Source organism: Pseudomonas sp. GL-B-19, from assembly GCF_019956415.1.
Lineage (GTDB): Bacteria > Pseudomonadota > Gammaproteobacteria > Pseudomonadales > Pseudomonadaceae > Aquipseudomonas.
In genome coordinates this window covers 59,135-72,925 of sequence record NZ_JAHBDK010000075.1, presented here as the reverse complement: position 1 = coordinate 72,925, position 13,791 = coordinate 59,135, and the positions used below count along the sequence as shown (strand labels likewise).

General features: G+C 59.8%; 10 protein-coding genes. 5 read left to right on the top strand and 5 right to left on the bottom strand.

What is annotated here, in order from left to right; genetic code table 11:
- Positions 1 to 249: 249 nt before the first annotated feature.
- A complete protein-coding gene (locus KGB06_RS25435) occupies positions 250 to 996 on the top strand; it encodes an SDR family oxidoreductase (RefSeq protein WP_223520682.1) in 747 nt (248 codons plus the stop codon).
- 127 nt (positions 997 to 1,123) lie between these two features.
- Here the strand turns inward: KGB06_RS25435 and mapR are convergent, their stop codons facing one another.
- From mapR to KGB06_RS25420, 3 genes are all read right to left on the bottom strand, one after another.
- The gene (gene mapR / locus KGB06_RS25430) at positions 1,124 to 2,533 is read right to left on the bottom strand and encodes a GntR family transcriptional regulator MpaR (RefSeq protein ID WP_223520680.1); all 1,410 of its coding nucleotides are present in this window, start codon (positions 2,531 to 2,533) and stop codon (positions 1,124 to 1,126) included.
- A 132-nt stretch (positions 2,534 to 2,665) separates the two neighbouring features.
- On the bottom strand, positions 2,666 to 4,096 hold the full coding sequence (ccoG, locus tag KGB06_RS25425) for a cytochrome c oxidase accessory protein CcoG (RefSeq protein ID WP_223520678.1): 1,431 nt from the start codon (positions 4,094 to 4,096) through the stop codon (positions 2,666 to 2,668).
- A 195-nt stretch (positions 4,097 to 4,291) separates the two neighbouring features.
- Positions 4,292 to 4,525 (bottom strand): DUF3203 family protein, encoded by a 234-nt coding sequence (locus KGB06_RS25420; protein WP_223520676.1) that lies wholly within the window; start codon positions 4,523 to 4,525, stop codon positions 4,292 to 4,294.
- Positions 4,526 to 4,646: 121 nt separating this feature from the next.
- On the opposite strand from KGB06_RS25420, the gene KGB06_RS25415 reads away from it, so the two are divergent.
- Positions 4,647 to 5,147: an MgtC/SapB family protein gene (locus KGB06_RS25415; protein ID WP_223520674.1), complete on the top strand. Its 501-nt coding sequence runs from the start codon at positions 4,647 to 4,649 to the stop codon at positions 5,145 to 5,147.
- 98 nt (positions 5,148 to 5,245) lie between these two features.
- Here the strand turns inward: KGB06_RS25415 and KGB06_RS25410 are convergent, their stop codons facing one another.
- Positions 5,246 to 5,455, bottom strand: a complete 210-nt coding sequence (locus KGB06_RS25410; protein WP_223520671.1) for a hypothetical protein — start codon at positions 5,453 to 5,455, stop codon at positions 5,246 to 5,248.
- Between the two features lie 175 nt (positions 5,456 to 5,630).
- Complete coding sequence (locus tag KGB06_RS25405; RefSeq protein ID WP_223520670.1) at positions 5,631 to 5,798, bottom strand: hypothetical protein; 168 nt, start codon at positions 5,796 to 5,798, stop codon at positions 5,631 to 5,633.
- 196 nt (positions 5,799 to 5,994) lie between these two features.
- On the opposite strand from KGB06_RS25405, the gene KGB06_RS25400 reads away from it, so the two are divergent.
- From KGB06_RS25400 to glgB, 3 genes are all read left to right on the top strand, one after another.
- The gene (locus tag KGB06_RS25400) at positions 5,995 to 7,989 is read left to right on the top strand and encodes an alpha-1,4-glucan--maltose-1-phosphate maltosyltransferase (RefSeq protein WP_223520667.1); all 1,995 of its coding nucleotides are present in this window, start codon (positions 5,995 to 5,997) and stop codon (positions 7,987 to 7,989) included.
- A gap of 131 nt (positions 7,990 to 8,120) precedes the next feature.
- Positions 8,121 to 11,462: a maltose alpha-D-glucosyltransferase gene (treS, locus tag KGB06_RS25395; protein WP_223520665.1), complete on the top strand. Its 3,342-nt coding sequence runs from the start codon at positions 8,121 to 8,123 to the stop codon at positions 11,460 to 11,462.
- Between the two features lie 2 nt (positions 11,463 to 11,464).
- The gene (gene glgB / locus KGB06_RS25390) at positions 11,465 to 13,696 is read left to right on the top strand and encodes a 1,4-alpha-glucan branching protein GlgB (RefSeq protein ID WP_223520662.1); all 2,232 of its coding nucleotides are present in this window, start codon (positions 11,465 to 11,467) and stop codon (positions 13,694 to 13,696) included.
- Positions 13,697 to 13,791 lie beyond the last annotated feature (95 nt).

Sequence of the window (13,791 nt, the reverse complement as noted above, 5' to 3'; positions counted from 1 at the left end):
AGCAGCGCGAGGCTGCGTCCGGCTGCGCAGCAGTCGTAAAACCTGCGCACGCAGTCTTTCTGAAACACCGCGCTGCCTGAATTCACGACAGCTTCGCTGCCGAACGCAGCCTCGCGCTGCTCGACAGCTGCTACGGGTGGCCGTTTGGAGGTGTTGGTCGTATCTGTTGATGTGAGCCCATGCAAAAGCCGGCAATGGCAGTTATTCTTGACCCAGACTGCTTACGCTTGGAATGGGGGGAACGCTCGCATGGACAAAGTCATCGTCATCACCGGTGGCGGCCGCGGTATTGGTGCCGCCACCGCCCTGTTGGCCGCTGAACAGGGCTATCGGATCTGTATCAACTACCAGTCTGACGAATCCGCCGCGGAACGCGTGCTGGAGCAAGTTCGTGCACTGGGCGCTCAAGCCATCGCGGTGCGCGCCGATGTCAGCATCGAAGATGAAGTGATCGCTCTGTTCCACCGCGTGGACACCGAACTGGGTCGGGTCACGGCGCTGGTGAACAACGCCGGCACCGTCGGGCACAAGTCCCGGGTCGACGAAATGTCCGAATTCCGTATTCTCAAAATCCTCAAGACCAACGTCCTGGCGCCGATCCTCTGTGCCAAGCACGCGATCCTGCGCATGTCGCCCAAACATGGCGGGCAGGGTGGCAGCATCGTCAACGTGTCGTCGGTGGCCTCGCGTTTGGGCTCGCCCAACGAATATGTGGATTACGCCGCGTCAAAAGGTGCGCTGGACAGCTTCACCATTGGTTTGTCCAAGGAAGTGGCGGGCGAGGGTATTCGTGTCAACGCCGTGCGGCCGGGGTTTATTTTCACCGACTTCCATGCGCTGAGCGGGGATCCGGATCGGGTCAGCAAGCTTGAATCGGCGATACCGATGGCGCGGGGTGGGCGACCGGATGAAGTGGCGGAGGCGATCGTGTGGTTGCTGTCGGACAAGGCTTCTTATGCGACCGGGACTTTTGTCGATCTGGGTGGTGGGCGGTAAATTTCAGAATTCGTATTGCCGGCTGAGGCCTCTTCGCGAGCAGGCTCGCTCCCACAGTGAATCTTCAGTGGTCACAAAACCTGTGGGAGCGAGCCTGCTCGCGAATAGACCAGACGACATCACACCCTCAGAACGACCGCACAATCCGCCCCAATGTCTCCATCGCCTTCTCCGAATCCTCGGTCCACGGGCTGCCGTAATTCAACCGAATACAGTTGCGAAACCGCTGCGTCGGCGAAAAGATCGGCCCCGGCGCAATGCTGATGCCCTGCGCCAAGGCCATCTGGAACAACTTCAGCGAATCCATCTGCGGCGGCAGTTCCAGCCACAAAAAGTAGCCGCCGGCCGGTTGACTGACGCGCGTCTGTGCCGGGAAGTAGCGGGCGATGGCGGCGAGCATTGCGCTTTGCTGTTCTTCGAGGGCGTAACGCAATTTGCGCAAATGCCGGTCGTAACCGCCGTGTTGCAGGTAGTCGGCAATGGCCGCTTGCGCCGGCATTGAGGCGCAGAGCGAGGTCATGAGTTTCAGGCGTTCGATCTTCTGTGCGTAACGCCCGGCGGCCACCCAGCCGATGCGATAACCGGGGGCCAGGCTCTTGGCGAACGAACCGCAGTGCATCACCAACCCTTCTGTATCAAACGCCTTGGCCGGTTTCGGCGCCTGTTGCCCGTAATACAACTCGGCGTAGACGTCGTCTTCGATCAGCGGCACCTGATGGCGGCGCAGTAACGCCACCAGTTCCTGCTTTTTCGCCTCGGGCATGGTCGCGCCCATCGGGTTCTGGAAGCTGGTCATGCACCAGCAGACTTTGATCGGATGACGCTCCAGCGTCTGGGCCAGTACCCCCAGGTCAATGCCGTCCCGCGGGTGCACCGGGATCTCGACGGCCTTGAGTTTCAGCCGTTCCAGAATTTGCAGGCAGGCGTAAAACGCTGGCGCTTCAATGGCCACCAGGTCACCGGGTTCCGTGACCGCTTGCAGGCACAGGTTCAAGGCTTCCAGGGCGCCGTTGGTGATCAGCAGTTCTTCCATCGGCAGCATCAGCCCGCCGACCATGTAGCGCAGGGCGATTTGCCGACGCAGTTGCGGGTTGCCCGGCGACATGTCGGTGACGACCATGCGCGGGTCCATGTCCCGGGCCGCGCTGGCCAACGAGCGGGACAGGCGCTGCAACGGGAACAGGGTCGGGCTGGGGAAGGCCGAGCCGAACGGGACGGTGTTCGGGTCCTTGATCGAGTCGAGCACCGAGAACACCAACTCGCTGACGTCGACTTCGGTGGACTCGTTGACCTGGCTGCTGATCACCGGCTCCGAGAACGGGCTCGGCGCGTGGACGTTGACGAAGTAGCCGGAGCGCGGCCGGGCGCGGATCAGGCCACGGCGTTCGAGCAGGTAGTAGGCCTGGAACACCGTGGACGGGCTCACACCATAGGTCTGACTGGCGTAGCGCACCGATGGCACGCGCTGGCCGGGGCCGAGGACGCCGGAGCGGATCAGTTCAGCGATGTCGTCGGCGAATTTTTCGTAGCGTTTCATCGAGTGCCTGGATTTGATTTCAGTCAGAAAAATCGAGGTGACTTCATCGCGAGCAGGCTCACTCCCATAGGTATTGCGGTGTCCTTGTGGGAGCGAGCCTACTCGCGAATGGTGCCACCGCAGTCTAAGGGATCAACGGTTCATCGGCGCAACAAACCGGCTCTTGGCCTCGCTGTAGATGTCCGGCTCATCGCTGTCGACAATCTTGAACGTGATCGTCTGCGAGCCGCTGCTCGGCCGTTCCGTGGTCATCGCCACTGACACCGGCACATCGACAATCTCGCCGGGCGCCAGGCTCAGCTGCGTCTTGCCTTGCAACTGGAAGCCGTCGCCCTCCACCAGACTCAAACGATAGTCCTGGCGCAGCTGGGTTTTGTTGATGATTTTGAGGCTGTAGATGTTTTCGATCTGGCCCTGGCTGTTTTCGCGGAACAGGCCACGGTCCTTGCTGACGTCCAGCGACACCATTGGCCGTTCCACCAGTGCGAGGGCGAGGGCGCCGATCATCACCAACAGCACTGCCGTATAACCCATAAGCCGTGGTCGCAGCAGGCGAGTCTTGCCACCCTGCAATTGATGCTCCGAGGTGTAGCTGATCAGCCCGCGGGCATAGGCCATTTTGTCCATGATCGAGTCACAGGCGTCGATGCACGCGGCGCAACCGATGCATTCCATCTGCAAACCGTCGCGGATGTCGATGCCGGTCGGGCAGACCTGCACGCACAGCTGACAGTCGATGCAATCGCCCAGGCCGACTTCGGCCGGTTTCACTTCGCGTTTACGCGCGCCTCGGTTCTCGCCACGGGCCGCGTCATAGGAAATGGTCAGGGTGTCTTTGTCGAACATCACGCTTTGAAACCGCGCATAGGGGCACATGTGCATGCACACCGCTTCACGCAGCCAGCCGGCGTTGATGTACGTGGCGCCGGTAAAGAACAGCACCCAAAACAGACTGACACCGCCCATTTGCCAGGTCAGCAACTCTTCGGCCAGCGGCCGGATCGGCGTGAAGTAGCCGACAAAGGTCAGGCCGGTGAGCAGGCTGATCGCCAGCCACAGCGTGTGCTTGGCCGAACGCCGCAGCAGTTTGTTCAAGCCCCACGGCGCGGCTTGCAGCTTGATGCGCTGGTTACGCTCGCCTTCGGTGATTTTCTCGCACCACATGAAGATCCAGGTCCAGGAACTCTGCGGGCAGGTGTAACCGCACCAGACCCGGCCGGCGAACACAGTGATCGCAAACAGGCCGAACGCAGCGATGATCAACAGCGCCGAAAGCAGGATGAAATCCTGCGGCCAGAAGGTCGCGCCAAAGATGTGGAATTTACTTTCGGAAAGGTCCCAGAGCACCGCCTGGCGGTCGCCCCAGTTCAGCCACACGGTGCCGAAGAACAGCAAAAACAGAAAACCCGCACCGCTCAGCCGCAAGGTGCGGAACAGGCCGGTGAAGCTGCGGGTGTGGATCAGGTTGTCGCTGGACTTGGCCTTCATCTTCGGTCGCGAAGGCTCAAATGTCTGTACCGCAGGCGTGCTTTCAACTAATCGGACGGGGATTCTATCGCTCATGGTCTGTCGCTCATCAGCCTCCATCAGGCCAGCGCACTATGAGCGTCGATCTGTTTGCATAACAGACTCAGGTATTGCAATAAAAAGCGGATCAGATGAGCGCTGATCCGCTGCCTGCGACAACTTGAAGCAGCTGCGCCGGCGGGACGCAAACGCCTATATCACGCCTGTGCAGGTCTTGTTGATCAGCGTCAGTCAAATCACCGAATCACTGTCCGTGGCCTTCAAATGCCGGCGACCGTCGACTGCGCCTGCTACGGTCAATGCGTCGGCTTCTGCTTCGGTGATGTAGATACGTTGGCCGTCGAGGTCCACCGCTGACATGGCTTTTTCCGAGTCAGTGATGATAGTGACGTCAGGGCACAGGCGAATTTCTTCGCCGTTTTCGGTGGTGAAGAAGCAGGTCTCATTTTCGATGCGCACGCTCATGGCGAGGTCCTGTTTTCTGCGAATACGTAAGCGTTAGGACGCACTCAATGGCCATCGTTCGGTGCAACCGATTAATGGTCGGCGCGGTCCATCCTTTAACAACGCGCACAAGGACAACAGCATGAACGCCTGGTGGCATGAGGTTTGGGTGACGCTGCAAGCGGAGTTCGCCGATATCGGTGATGCGTCCCAATTGACGCGCATCACCGTGCGCCTGCTGATGGCAGCCGTGTTGGGCGGCATCCTCGGTTTCGAGCGAGAGCACAAGGGCAAGGCCGCCGGAGTCCGCACTCACATGCTGGTGGCGCTGGGGGCAGCGCTGTTTGTGCTGGTGCCGCAAATGTCCGGTGCGCAAGCCGACGCGATGAGCCGGGTGGTGCAGGGTGTTATCGCCGGGATCGGTTTTCTCGGCGCCGGGACTATTCTTAAAAACACCGAGGGCGATGAGGGCCACGTCAAAGGCCTGACCACCGCCGCCGGGTTGTGGATGACCGCCGCCATCGGCGTGTCGGCCGGGCTGGGGCGGGAGGCAACGGCGGTGTTCAGTACGCTGCTGGCGTTAGCGATTTTCAGTGTGATGCCGAGGATCGTGCGACTGATCGACAAAGATCACGCCCCTTAAATCAGGGATTTACATCATGTGTGCAGGTTGTTCGACAGTCTAAGCCGTGCTTTTTGCTCTTCGTTTCTGAGAGCTCATGTTGGCTGTAGTCGTACTCACTATGAAGCAGATGATTCTCCAGATCCTTGAGGATCGAGCTTTTGATGGATTGTTCGGGAAGCACGTGTTTGGTATGGAAATGAAGAATTTCGTAATTGAATATTTTCAAAGTGAGGCCAGCCGCCGGTCATTTGTTCACGGTTGAACGCTTTTCTCTTTGCGTTCGGACTTTCTGTGAAACCGTTGATGCGGAAAAATATTGTTTTCATGGCTGACCACACTCAAAGCTGACGATGTGGTGGTTTTGTAAAGTACGCGCGGTGGTCTCGTAAAGTGTCGGAGGGGACAGAACGCCACTTAAGGACCGGTACTACGCATTTTTAGGAATAGTCTTTCGTTTTTTTTGAGAGCTTCCGCACAAAGGATGGGAGCGATCAACTGTAGTCATTCCGGATTCACAATGATCGGCGGCATCGTAGTGGATGGATCTTCCCGTGCTGGCGGAGTGGTTCCCGGCGGGTCTTCTTCGGGCACGGGTTCCGGCTCGGTCGGTGGAATGACCGGGCTGTCGATGTTCGGATCAGGCGTTTCGGCAGGGATTGGAATACTCATTATCAAGCCTCCAGTGGCACATGGCGTAAGTCGTGCTTAAGTGAATTGACCTCCCTGAGCGTGAATTGATTCCCCGCGACCGCTTGGGCAATTCCCTCTGAACTTTTAGCCCGCCCGGTGGTTCCCAACCTAAGTGAATCTATTCAGGGAACACCCGGTACAAGAGCGTCCATGGGGCGTAAAGGAGAGATGCTCGATGACTGCTGAAAAACCGACAGAGCTCAATTACAACCCTCACATGCCGCTGTCGCAGGCTTTATTACTGCCGCGAATCGCGATTGAAAACACCCAGCCGACCCTTGATGGCGGTCAGTTCGCCGTCAAATCCGTCGTGGGCCAGGACGTGGTGGTGACCAGCAAAGTGTTTGCGGACGGTCACGACAAACTGGCCGTGCGGGTGCGCTGGCGGGCCGAGGGCGATGACATCTGGCAAAGCGAAGTCATGGCGGACGTGGGCAATAACGGCTGGCAAGGCCAGTTCCGTGTCGAGCGTCAGGGTCGCTATCTGTTCTGTATCGAAGCCTGGATCGATCAGTTCGCCAGCTTCTGTTATGAACTGGAGAAGAAGCACGCCGCGCGTATCCCCGTCAGTCTGGAATTGCAGGAAGGACGCACTCAGGTCCAGCAGGCGGCTGAGCGCAGCGAAGGGGCGTTGAGTGAACAACTGACGGCGCTGCACCATGAGTTGTCCGGTTTGCTCGAAAACGAGCAGGTGGCACTGTTTCTGCACCAACGTAGCGCCGAGCTGATGGCGCAGGTGAATCATCACGCGTATGTGAGCCTGAGCCCGGAGTACCCGCTGGATGTTGAGCGGGAGCTGGCGCAGTTCGCCAGTTGGTATGAACTGTTTCCGCGCTCGATCACTGATGATCCGGCCCGTCATGGCACGTTCAATGATGTGCATGAGCGGTTGCCGATGATTCAGGACATGGGGTTCGACGTCCTGTATTTTCCGCCGATCCATCCGATCGGCCGAAGTTTCCGCAAAGGTCCGAACAATTCCCTGACCGCCGGTCCCGAAGATCACGGTAGCCCCTATGCGATCGGCAGCGAAGAGGGCGGGCATGAGGCGATTCACTCGCAACTCGGCACCCGCGAAGACTTTCGCCGCCTGGTCGCCACGGCGGCGGACTACGGGATTGAAATCGCCCTCGATTTTGCCATTCAGTGTTCCCAGGACCACCCATGGCTGCAACAGCACCCGGGCTGGTTCAACTGGCGCCCGGACGGCACGATCAAATACGCCGAGAACCCGCCGAAAAAATACCAGGACATCGTCAACGTCGACTTCTACGCCACCGAGGCCATTCCGAGCCTGTGGGTCGAACTGCGCGACATCGTGGTCGGTTGGGTCGAAGAGGGCGTGAAGATCTTTCGCGTCGACAACCCGCACACCAAACCGCTGCCGTTCTGGCAGTGGCTGATTGCCGATGTGCGCGCCCTGTATCCGGAGGTGATCTTCCTCGCCGAAGCCTTTACCACGCCAGCGATGATGGCGCGTCTGGGCAAGGTCGGTTATTCGCAGAGCTACACCTATTTCACCTGGCGTAACACCAAGCATGAGCTGGCGACGTATTTCACCGAGCTCAATGAATCGCCGTGGCGTGAATGCTACCGGCCGAACTTCTTCGTCAATACGCCGGACATCAACCCGTTCTTTCTGCATGAGTCCGGGCGCGCGGGCTTTCTGATCCGTGCGGCGCTGGCGACCATGGGCTCTGGCCTGTGGGGTATGTACTCGGGCTTTGAACTCTGTGAGTCGGCGCCGATACCGGGCAAAGAGGAATACCTCGACTCCGAGAAGTACGAGATTCGCCCACGGGATTTCAACGCGCCGGGCAACATCATTGCCGAGATCGCGCAGCTCAATCGGATCCGCCGGCAGAACCCGGCCCTGCACACGCATTTGGGGCTGAAGGTTTACAACGCGTGGAACGACAACATTCTGTATTTCGGCAAACGCAGCGCCGACGGCAGCAACTTTATTCTGGTGGCCGTTAGTCTCGATCCGCATAACGTCCAGGAAGCTAATTTCGAATTGCCGTTATGGGAAATGGGCTTGCCCGACGACGCCAGCACCCAGGGCGAAGACTTGATGAACGGCCACCGCTGGACCTGGCATGGCAAGTACCAGTTCATGCGAATTGACCCGGCGTATCAACCGTTCGGCATTTGGCGGATTACTGTTTAACACGATCGTCCCCACGCTCTGCGTGGGAATGCAGCCCGGGACGCTCCGCGTCCCCTCCAGAGCCGAACGCGGAGCGTCCGTAGAGGCATTCCCACGCAGAGCGTGGGAACGATCATCAACAGGAGTTTCAAATGGCGAAGAAACCCAAAGCAGCCACCTTCATCAAAGACCCGCTCTGGTACAAGGACGCAGTGATCTACCAGGTTCACGTCAAGTCGTTTTTCGACTCCAACAACGACGGAATCGGCGACTTTCCCGGCCTGATCGCCAAGCTCGATTACATCGCCGACCTCGGCGTGAATACCATCTGGCTGTTGCCGTTCTACCCCTCGCCACGCCGTGACGATGGCTACGACATCGCCGAGTACCGTGGCGTGCACGCCGATTACGGCACGATGGCCGACGCCAAGCGCTTCATTGCCGAGGCGCACAAGCGTGGCCTGCGGGTGATTACCGAGCTGGTCATCAATCACACTTCGGACCAGCACGCCTGGTTCCAGCGTGCGCGCAAAGCCAAGCCCGGCTCGGCGGCGCGGGACTTCTACGTCTGGTCCGATGACGATCAGAAGTACGACGGCACGCGCATCATCTTTCTCGACACCGAAAAATCCAACTGGACCTGGGACCCGGTGGCCGGCCAATACTTCTGGCACCGTTTCTACTCCCACCAGCCCGACCTGAACTTCGATAACCCGCAGGTCATGAAAGCCGTGCTCTCGGTCATGCGCTACTGGCTCGACATGGGCATCGACGGTTTGCGGCTGGACGCCATCCCGTACCTGATCGAACGTGACGGCACCAACAACGAAAACCTCCCCGAGACCCATGACGTCCTCAAGCAGATCCGCGCCGAGATCGACGCCAATTACCCGGACCGCATGCTGCTGGCCGAGGCCAATCAATGGCCGGAAGACACGCAACTGTACTTTGGTGACACCGACAAAAAGGGCTTGAACGGCGACGAGTGCCACATGGCCTTTCACTTTCCGTTGATGCCGCGCATGTACATGGCGCTGGCCCAGGAGGATCGCTTCCCGATCACCGACATCCTGCGTCAGACCCCGGAGATCCCGGCCAATTGTCAGTGGGCGATTTTCCTGCGCAATCACGATGAACTGACCCTGGAAATGGTCACCGACAAAGAGCGCGACTACCTGTGGAATTACTACGCGGCCGACCGTCGGGCGCGGATCAACCTGGGGATTCGCCGCCGACTGGCGCCCTTGGTGGAGCGTGATCGGCGTCGCGTGGAGCTGCTCAACAGCTTGCTGCTGTCGATGCCCGGCACGCCGACGCTGTACTACGGCGATGAAATCGGCATGGGCGACAACATCTACCTCGGTGACCGCGATGGTGTGCGCACGCCGATGCAGTGGTCGATTGACCGCAACGGTGGCTTTTCCCGCGCTGATCCGGCCAGCCTGGTGCTGCCACCGATCATGGACCCGCAATACGGCTACCTGTCGGTCAACGTCGAAACCCAGGCCGGCGATCCGCATTCGCTGCTCAACTGGACCCGGCGCATGCTTGCCGTGCGCAAACAGTCCAAGGCGTTCGGTCGAGGAACGCTGAAAATGCTTTCGCCGAGCAACCGCCGAATTCTGGCCTACACCCGTGAATTCACCGGGGCCGATGGCAAACACGAAATCATCCTGTGCGTGGCCAACGTCTCGCGCAGTGCACAAGCGGCGGAACTCGACCTGTCGGCGTACGTCGGCATGGTGCCGGTGGAGATGCTCGGCGGTAACGCCTTCCCGCCGATTGGCCAGTTGAATTTCCTCCTGACCCTGGCGCCTTACGGCTTCTATTGGTTCGGGCTCGCGGCGGAAAACCAGATGCCGAGCTGGCATGTGGAGCCGGCGCAAAGCCTGCCGGACTTCACCACGCTGGTGTTGAAGCACCGCATGGAAGAGCTGCTCGAAACGCCGTCCCGTGGCACGCTGGAGCAGGGCATTCTGCCGACCTGGCTGCAGAATCGCCGCTGGTTTGCCGGCAAGGACGCGGCCATTGAGCAGGTCAACCTGGCCTACGGCGTGCGCTTCGGCGATCCGCTGCACCCGGTGCTGTTGAGCGAAATTGAAGTCACCAGCGCAGGCCAGACTCACCGCTACCAGCTGCCATTCGGCTTTATTCCGGAAGATCAGGTCGGCGCCGCGTTGCCACAGCAATTGGCCTTGTCGCGGGTGCGCCGTGGACGTCAGGTGGGTTTGATCACCGATGCCTTCAGCCTCGAACCTTTTATTCATGCCGTGTTGCAAGGCATGCAGAACGACACCGTGCTGCCATCGAGCGCGGGCGACATCCGTTTCGAGCCCACGGCAGAACTGGCGAAACTGGGGCTGACGCAGGAGTCACCGGTGCGTTATCTGTCCGCCGAGCAATCCAACAGTTCGGTGGTGATCGGCAACAGCCTGGTGCTCAAACTGATCCGCAAACTCGCCTCGGGCGTGCACCCGGAACTGGAAATGAGCGCGTACCTGACCCGCGCCGGGTTCCGCAATATTTCGCCGCTGCTGGGCTCGGTGGTTCGCCGCGACGAGCAAGGCGAGGACACCTTGTTGATGATCGCTCAGGGCTATTTGAGCAATCAGGGCGATGCCTGGGAATGGACCCAGAACAACCTCGAACGCGCGCTGCGAGACGAGTTGGCCGATGCCATGTCCGAGCAGGAACAGCACTACAACGCACTCGGTGAGTTGAAGGATTTTGCCGGCATGCTCGGCCAGCGTCTGGGGGAAATGCACCAGGTACTGGCCGCTCCGACCAAGTCCCCGGACTTCACCTCGCAAGTCACCACTCAGAAAGAGGCGCAGGCCTCGGCCAAGGACGTGGCGGCGCAGCTGGAGCACGCACTGAAGTTGCTCAAGCAGCATCAAAACGAACTGAGCCCGGCGGACCAGACCTTGGTCAGTCGTTTACAGGACCACAAAAAAGCCATCCTCAGCCATGTGCAGGAACTCGGTAAGAAAGCCGCCGGTGGCTTGCGCATCCGCGTTCATGGCGACTTGCACCTGGGCCAGGTGCTGGTGATCAAGGGCGATGCCTACCTGATCGATTTCGAGGGCGAACCGGCGCGGCCGCTGCGTGAACGGCGGGGCAAGCACAGCCCGTACAAGGACGTCAGCGGGGTGTTGCGTTCTTTCGATTACGCCGCCGCGATGACGATCAATGTGCATAACGTCGACAACACGCCCGAGGCCCAGGCTGCCCGTCAGCGGGTCGCCGAACGCTACCTTTTTGAGGCAAAACAGGCATTTGTTGACGCTTATCGGCTGGCGGCAGCTAGTCTTGCTCATGCGTGGCAAGATCCGGAGGGCGAGGACGCCGCGCTGGCGTTGTTCGGACTGGAGAAGGCGGCCTATGAAGTGGCGTATGAGGCGGAAAATCGACCCACTTGGCTGCCGGTGCCTCTGCACGGCTTGTATGGATTATTGAGTGGGCTTAAACCCTTTTCCGAACTTGGTGGAGAGTAGTCATGAGTTTCTCGAACAAGGAACAGGGTCACGCTAAAGAGGCGTTGCTACCCAGAACGCGGGACATCGATGCGTTGGTGCGCGCCGAACATCACGACCCTTTTGCAATTCTGGGGCCCCATGGCGATGGCGCCGACGGGCAGTTCATTCGAGCCTATTTGCCTGACGCGTTGAGCGTGCAGGTGTTGGCCAGAGACTCCGGGGAAGAACTCGGCAAACTGGAGGCCACACAGACACCTGGGCTGTTTGTCGGGCACTTCGAACGGGCCCGGCCGTATCTGCTGCGCACCCGTTGGGCCGGCGGCGAACAAATCAGCGAAGACCCCTACAGCTTTGGCCCGCTGCTCGGTGAGATGGACTTGTACCTGTTCGCCGAAGGCAATCACCGCGACCTGAGCAGTTGCCTCGGCGCTCAGCTGAAGACGGTCGAGGGTGTCGACGGCGTGCGTTTTGCCGTGTGGGCACCCAACGCCAAACGCGTGTCGGTGGTGGGTGATTTCAACAACTGGGACGGTCGCCGCCATCCGATGCGTCTGCGCCATCCGACCGGGGTCTGGGAGCTGTTCATCCCGCGCCTGCGAGCAGGGGAAGCCTACAAATACGAAATCCTCGGTACTCACGGCATTTTGCCGCTTAAAGCTGATCCGATGGCGCTGGCCACCACCTTGCCGCCGGACACCGCCTCTAAAGTCACCTCACCGCTGACCATCGACTGGCAGGATCAGGCGTGGATGCAATCGCGTGGCGAACGTCAGCGACCGACCGCACCGCTGTCGATCTACGAATTGCACGCCGGTTCCTGGCAATGCGAGCTGGACGATCTGGGCGAAGTCGCCCGCCAGTACACCTGGCCCGAGTTGGCTGAGCGCCTGATTCCGTATGTGAAGGATTTGGGTTTCACCCACATCGAACTGATGCCGATCATGGAGCACCCGTTCGGCGGCTCGTGGGGTTATCAATTGCTTTCGCAATTCGCCCCGAGCGCCCGTTACGGTTCACCGGATGACTTTGCCGCGTTCGTCAACGCCTGCCACCAGGCGGAAATCGGCGTGATTCTCGATTGGGTTCCAGCGCATTTCCCGACCGATATCCACGGCCTGGCACAATTCGACGGCACGGCGCTGTACGAATATGGCAACCCGCTGGAAGGTTTTCATCAGGACTGGGACACGCTGATCTACAACCTGGGCCGCACCGAAGTGCACGGTTACATGCTGGCCTCGGGGTTGCACTGGCTCAAGCATTTTCACGTCGATGGCCTGCGCGTCGATGCCGTGGCATCGATGCTCTACCGCGATTACTCGCGCAAGGCCGGCGAATGGGTGCCGAACCGCCATGGCGGTCGGGAAAACCTCGAAGCCATCGACTTTTTGCGTCACCTCAACGACGTGGTGGCGCTGGAGGCGCCCGGTGCGCTGGTCATCGCCGAAGAGTCCACGGCGTGGCCGGGTGTCAGTCAGAGCACGCAACAGGGCGGTTTGGGTTTTGCCTACAAATGGAACATGGGCTGGATGCACGATTCGCTGCATTACATTCAGCAGGATCCGGTGTACCGCGCCCATCACCACAACGAACTGAGTTTTGGCCTGGTGTACGCCTGGTCCGAGCGTTTCATCCTGCCGATTTCCCACGATGAAGTGGTCCATGGCAAGCATTCGCTGATCGACAAAATGCCCGGCGACCGCTGGCAGAAGTTTGCCAATTTGCGCGCCTACTTGAGCTTCATGTGGACGCACCCTGGCAAGAAGCTGTTGTTCATGGGCTGCGAATTCGGCCAGTGGCGCGAGTGGAATCACGATCAGCAACTGGACTGGTACTTGCTGCAATACCCCGAACACAAAGGGGTGCAGAAACTGGTCGGTGACCTCAATCGGCTGTACCGCGAAGAACCGGCGCTGCATGAGCAGGATGATGCCCCGCAAGGCTTCCAGTGGCTGATCGGCGACGATGCGATCAACAGCGTTTACGCGTGGTTGCGCTGGAGCAAGGAGGGCCGGCCGGTATTGGTCGTGGCCAACTTCACCCCGGTGCCGCGCGAGGGTTATCGCGTCGGCGTACCGTTTGCAGGGCGCTGGACCGAGGTGATCAACAGCGATGCGGCGATGTATGCCGGTTCCAACTATGGCAACAGTGGCGGGGCGTTGACCGAGGAGGCACCGAGCCATGGGCAGGCGCTTTCGCTGGTTCTGAATCTGCCACCGCTGGGGGTGTTGATCTTGCGGCCGGAGGGTTGAGCCAAGACCGAGTCGCTGTCATCGCGGGCAAGCCATGCTCCTACAATTGGAATGCATTCCTCTGTAGGAGCATGGCTTGCCAGCGAAGGGGCCGG

Coding starts and splice junctions, on each gene's coding strand:
- KGB06_RS25435 (WP_223520682.1), top strand. CDS start 250: ATGGACAAAGTCATCGTCATCACCGGTGGCGGCCGCGGTATTGGTGCC.
- mapR (WP_223520680.1), bottom strand. CDS start 2,533: ATGAAACGCTACGAAAAATTCGCCGACGACATCGCTGAACTGATCCGC.
- ccoG (WP_223520678.1), bottom strand. CDS start 4,096: ATGAGCGATAGAATCCCCGTCCGATTAGTTGAAAGCACGCCTGCGGTA.
- KGB06_RS25420 (WP_223520676.1), bottom strand. CDS start 4,525: ATGAGCGTGCGCATCGAAAATGAGACCTGCTTCTTCACCACCGAAAAC.
- KGB06_RS25415 (WP_223520674.1), top strand. CDS start 4,647: ATGAACGCCTGGTGGCATGAGGTTTGGGTGACGCTGCAAGCGGAGTTC.
- KGB06_RS25410 (WP_223520671.1), bottom strand. CDS start 5,455: ATGAAAACAATATTTTTCCGCATCAACGGTTTCACAGAAAGTCCGAAC.
- KGB06_RS25405 (WP_223520670.1), bottom strand. CDS start 5,798: ATGAGTATTCCAATCCCTGCCGAAACGCCTGATCCGAACATCGACAGC.
- KGB06_RS25400 (WP_223520667.1), top strand. CDS start 5,995: ATGACTGCTGAAAAACCGACAGAGCTCAATTACAACCCTCACATGCCG.
- treS (WP_223520665.1), top strand. CDS start 8,121: ATGGCGAAGAAACCCAAAGCAGCCACCTTCATCAAAGACCCGCTCTGG.
- glgB (WP_223520662.1), top strand. CDS start 11,465: ATGAGTTTCTCGAACAAGGAACAGGGTCACGCTAAAGAGGCGTTGCTA.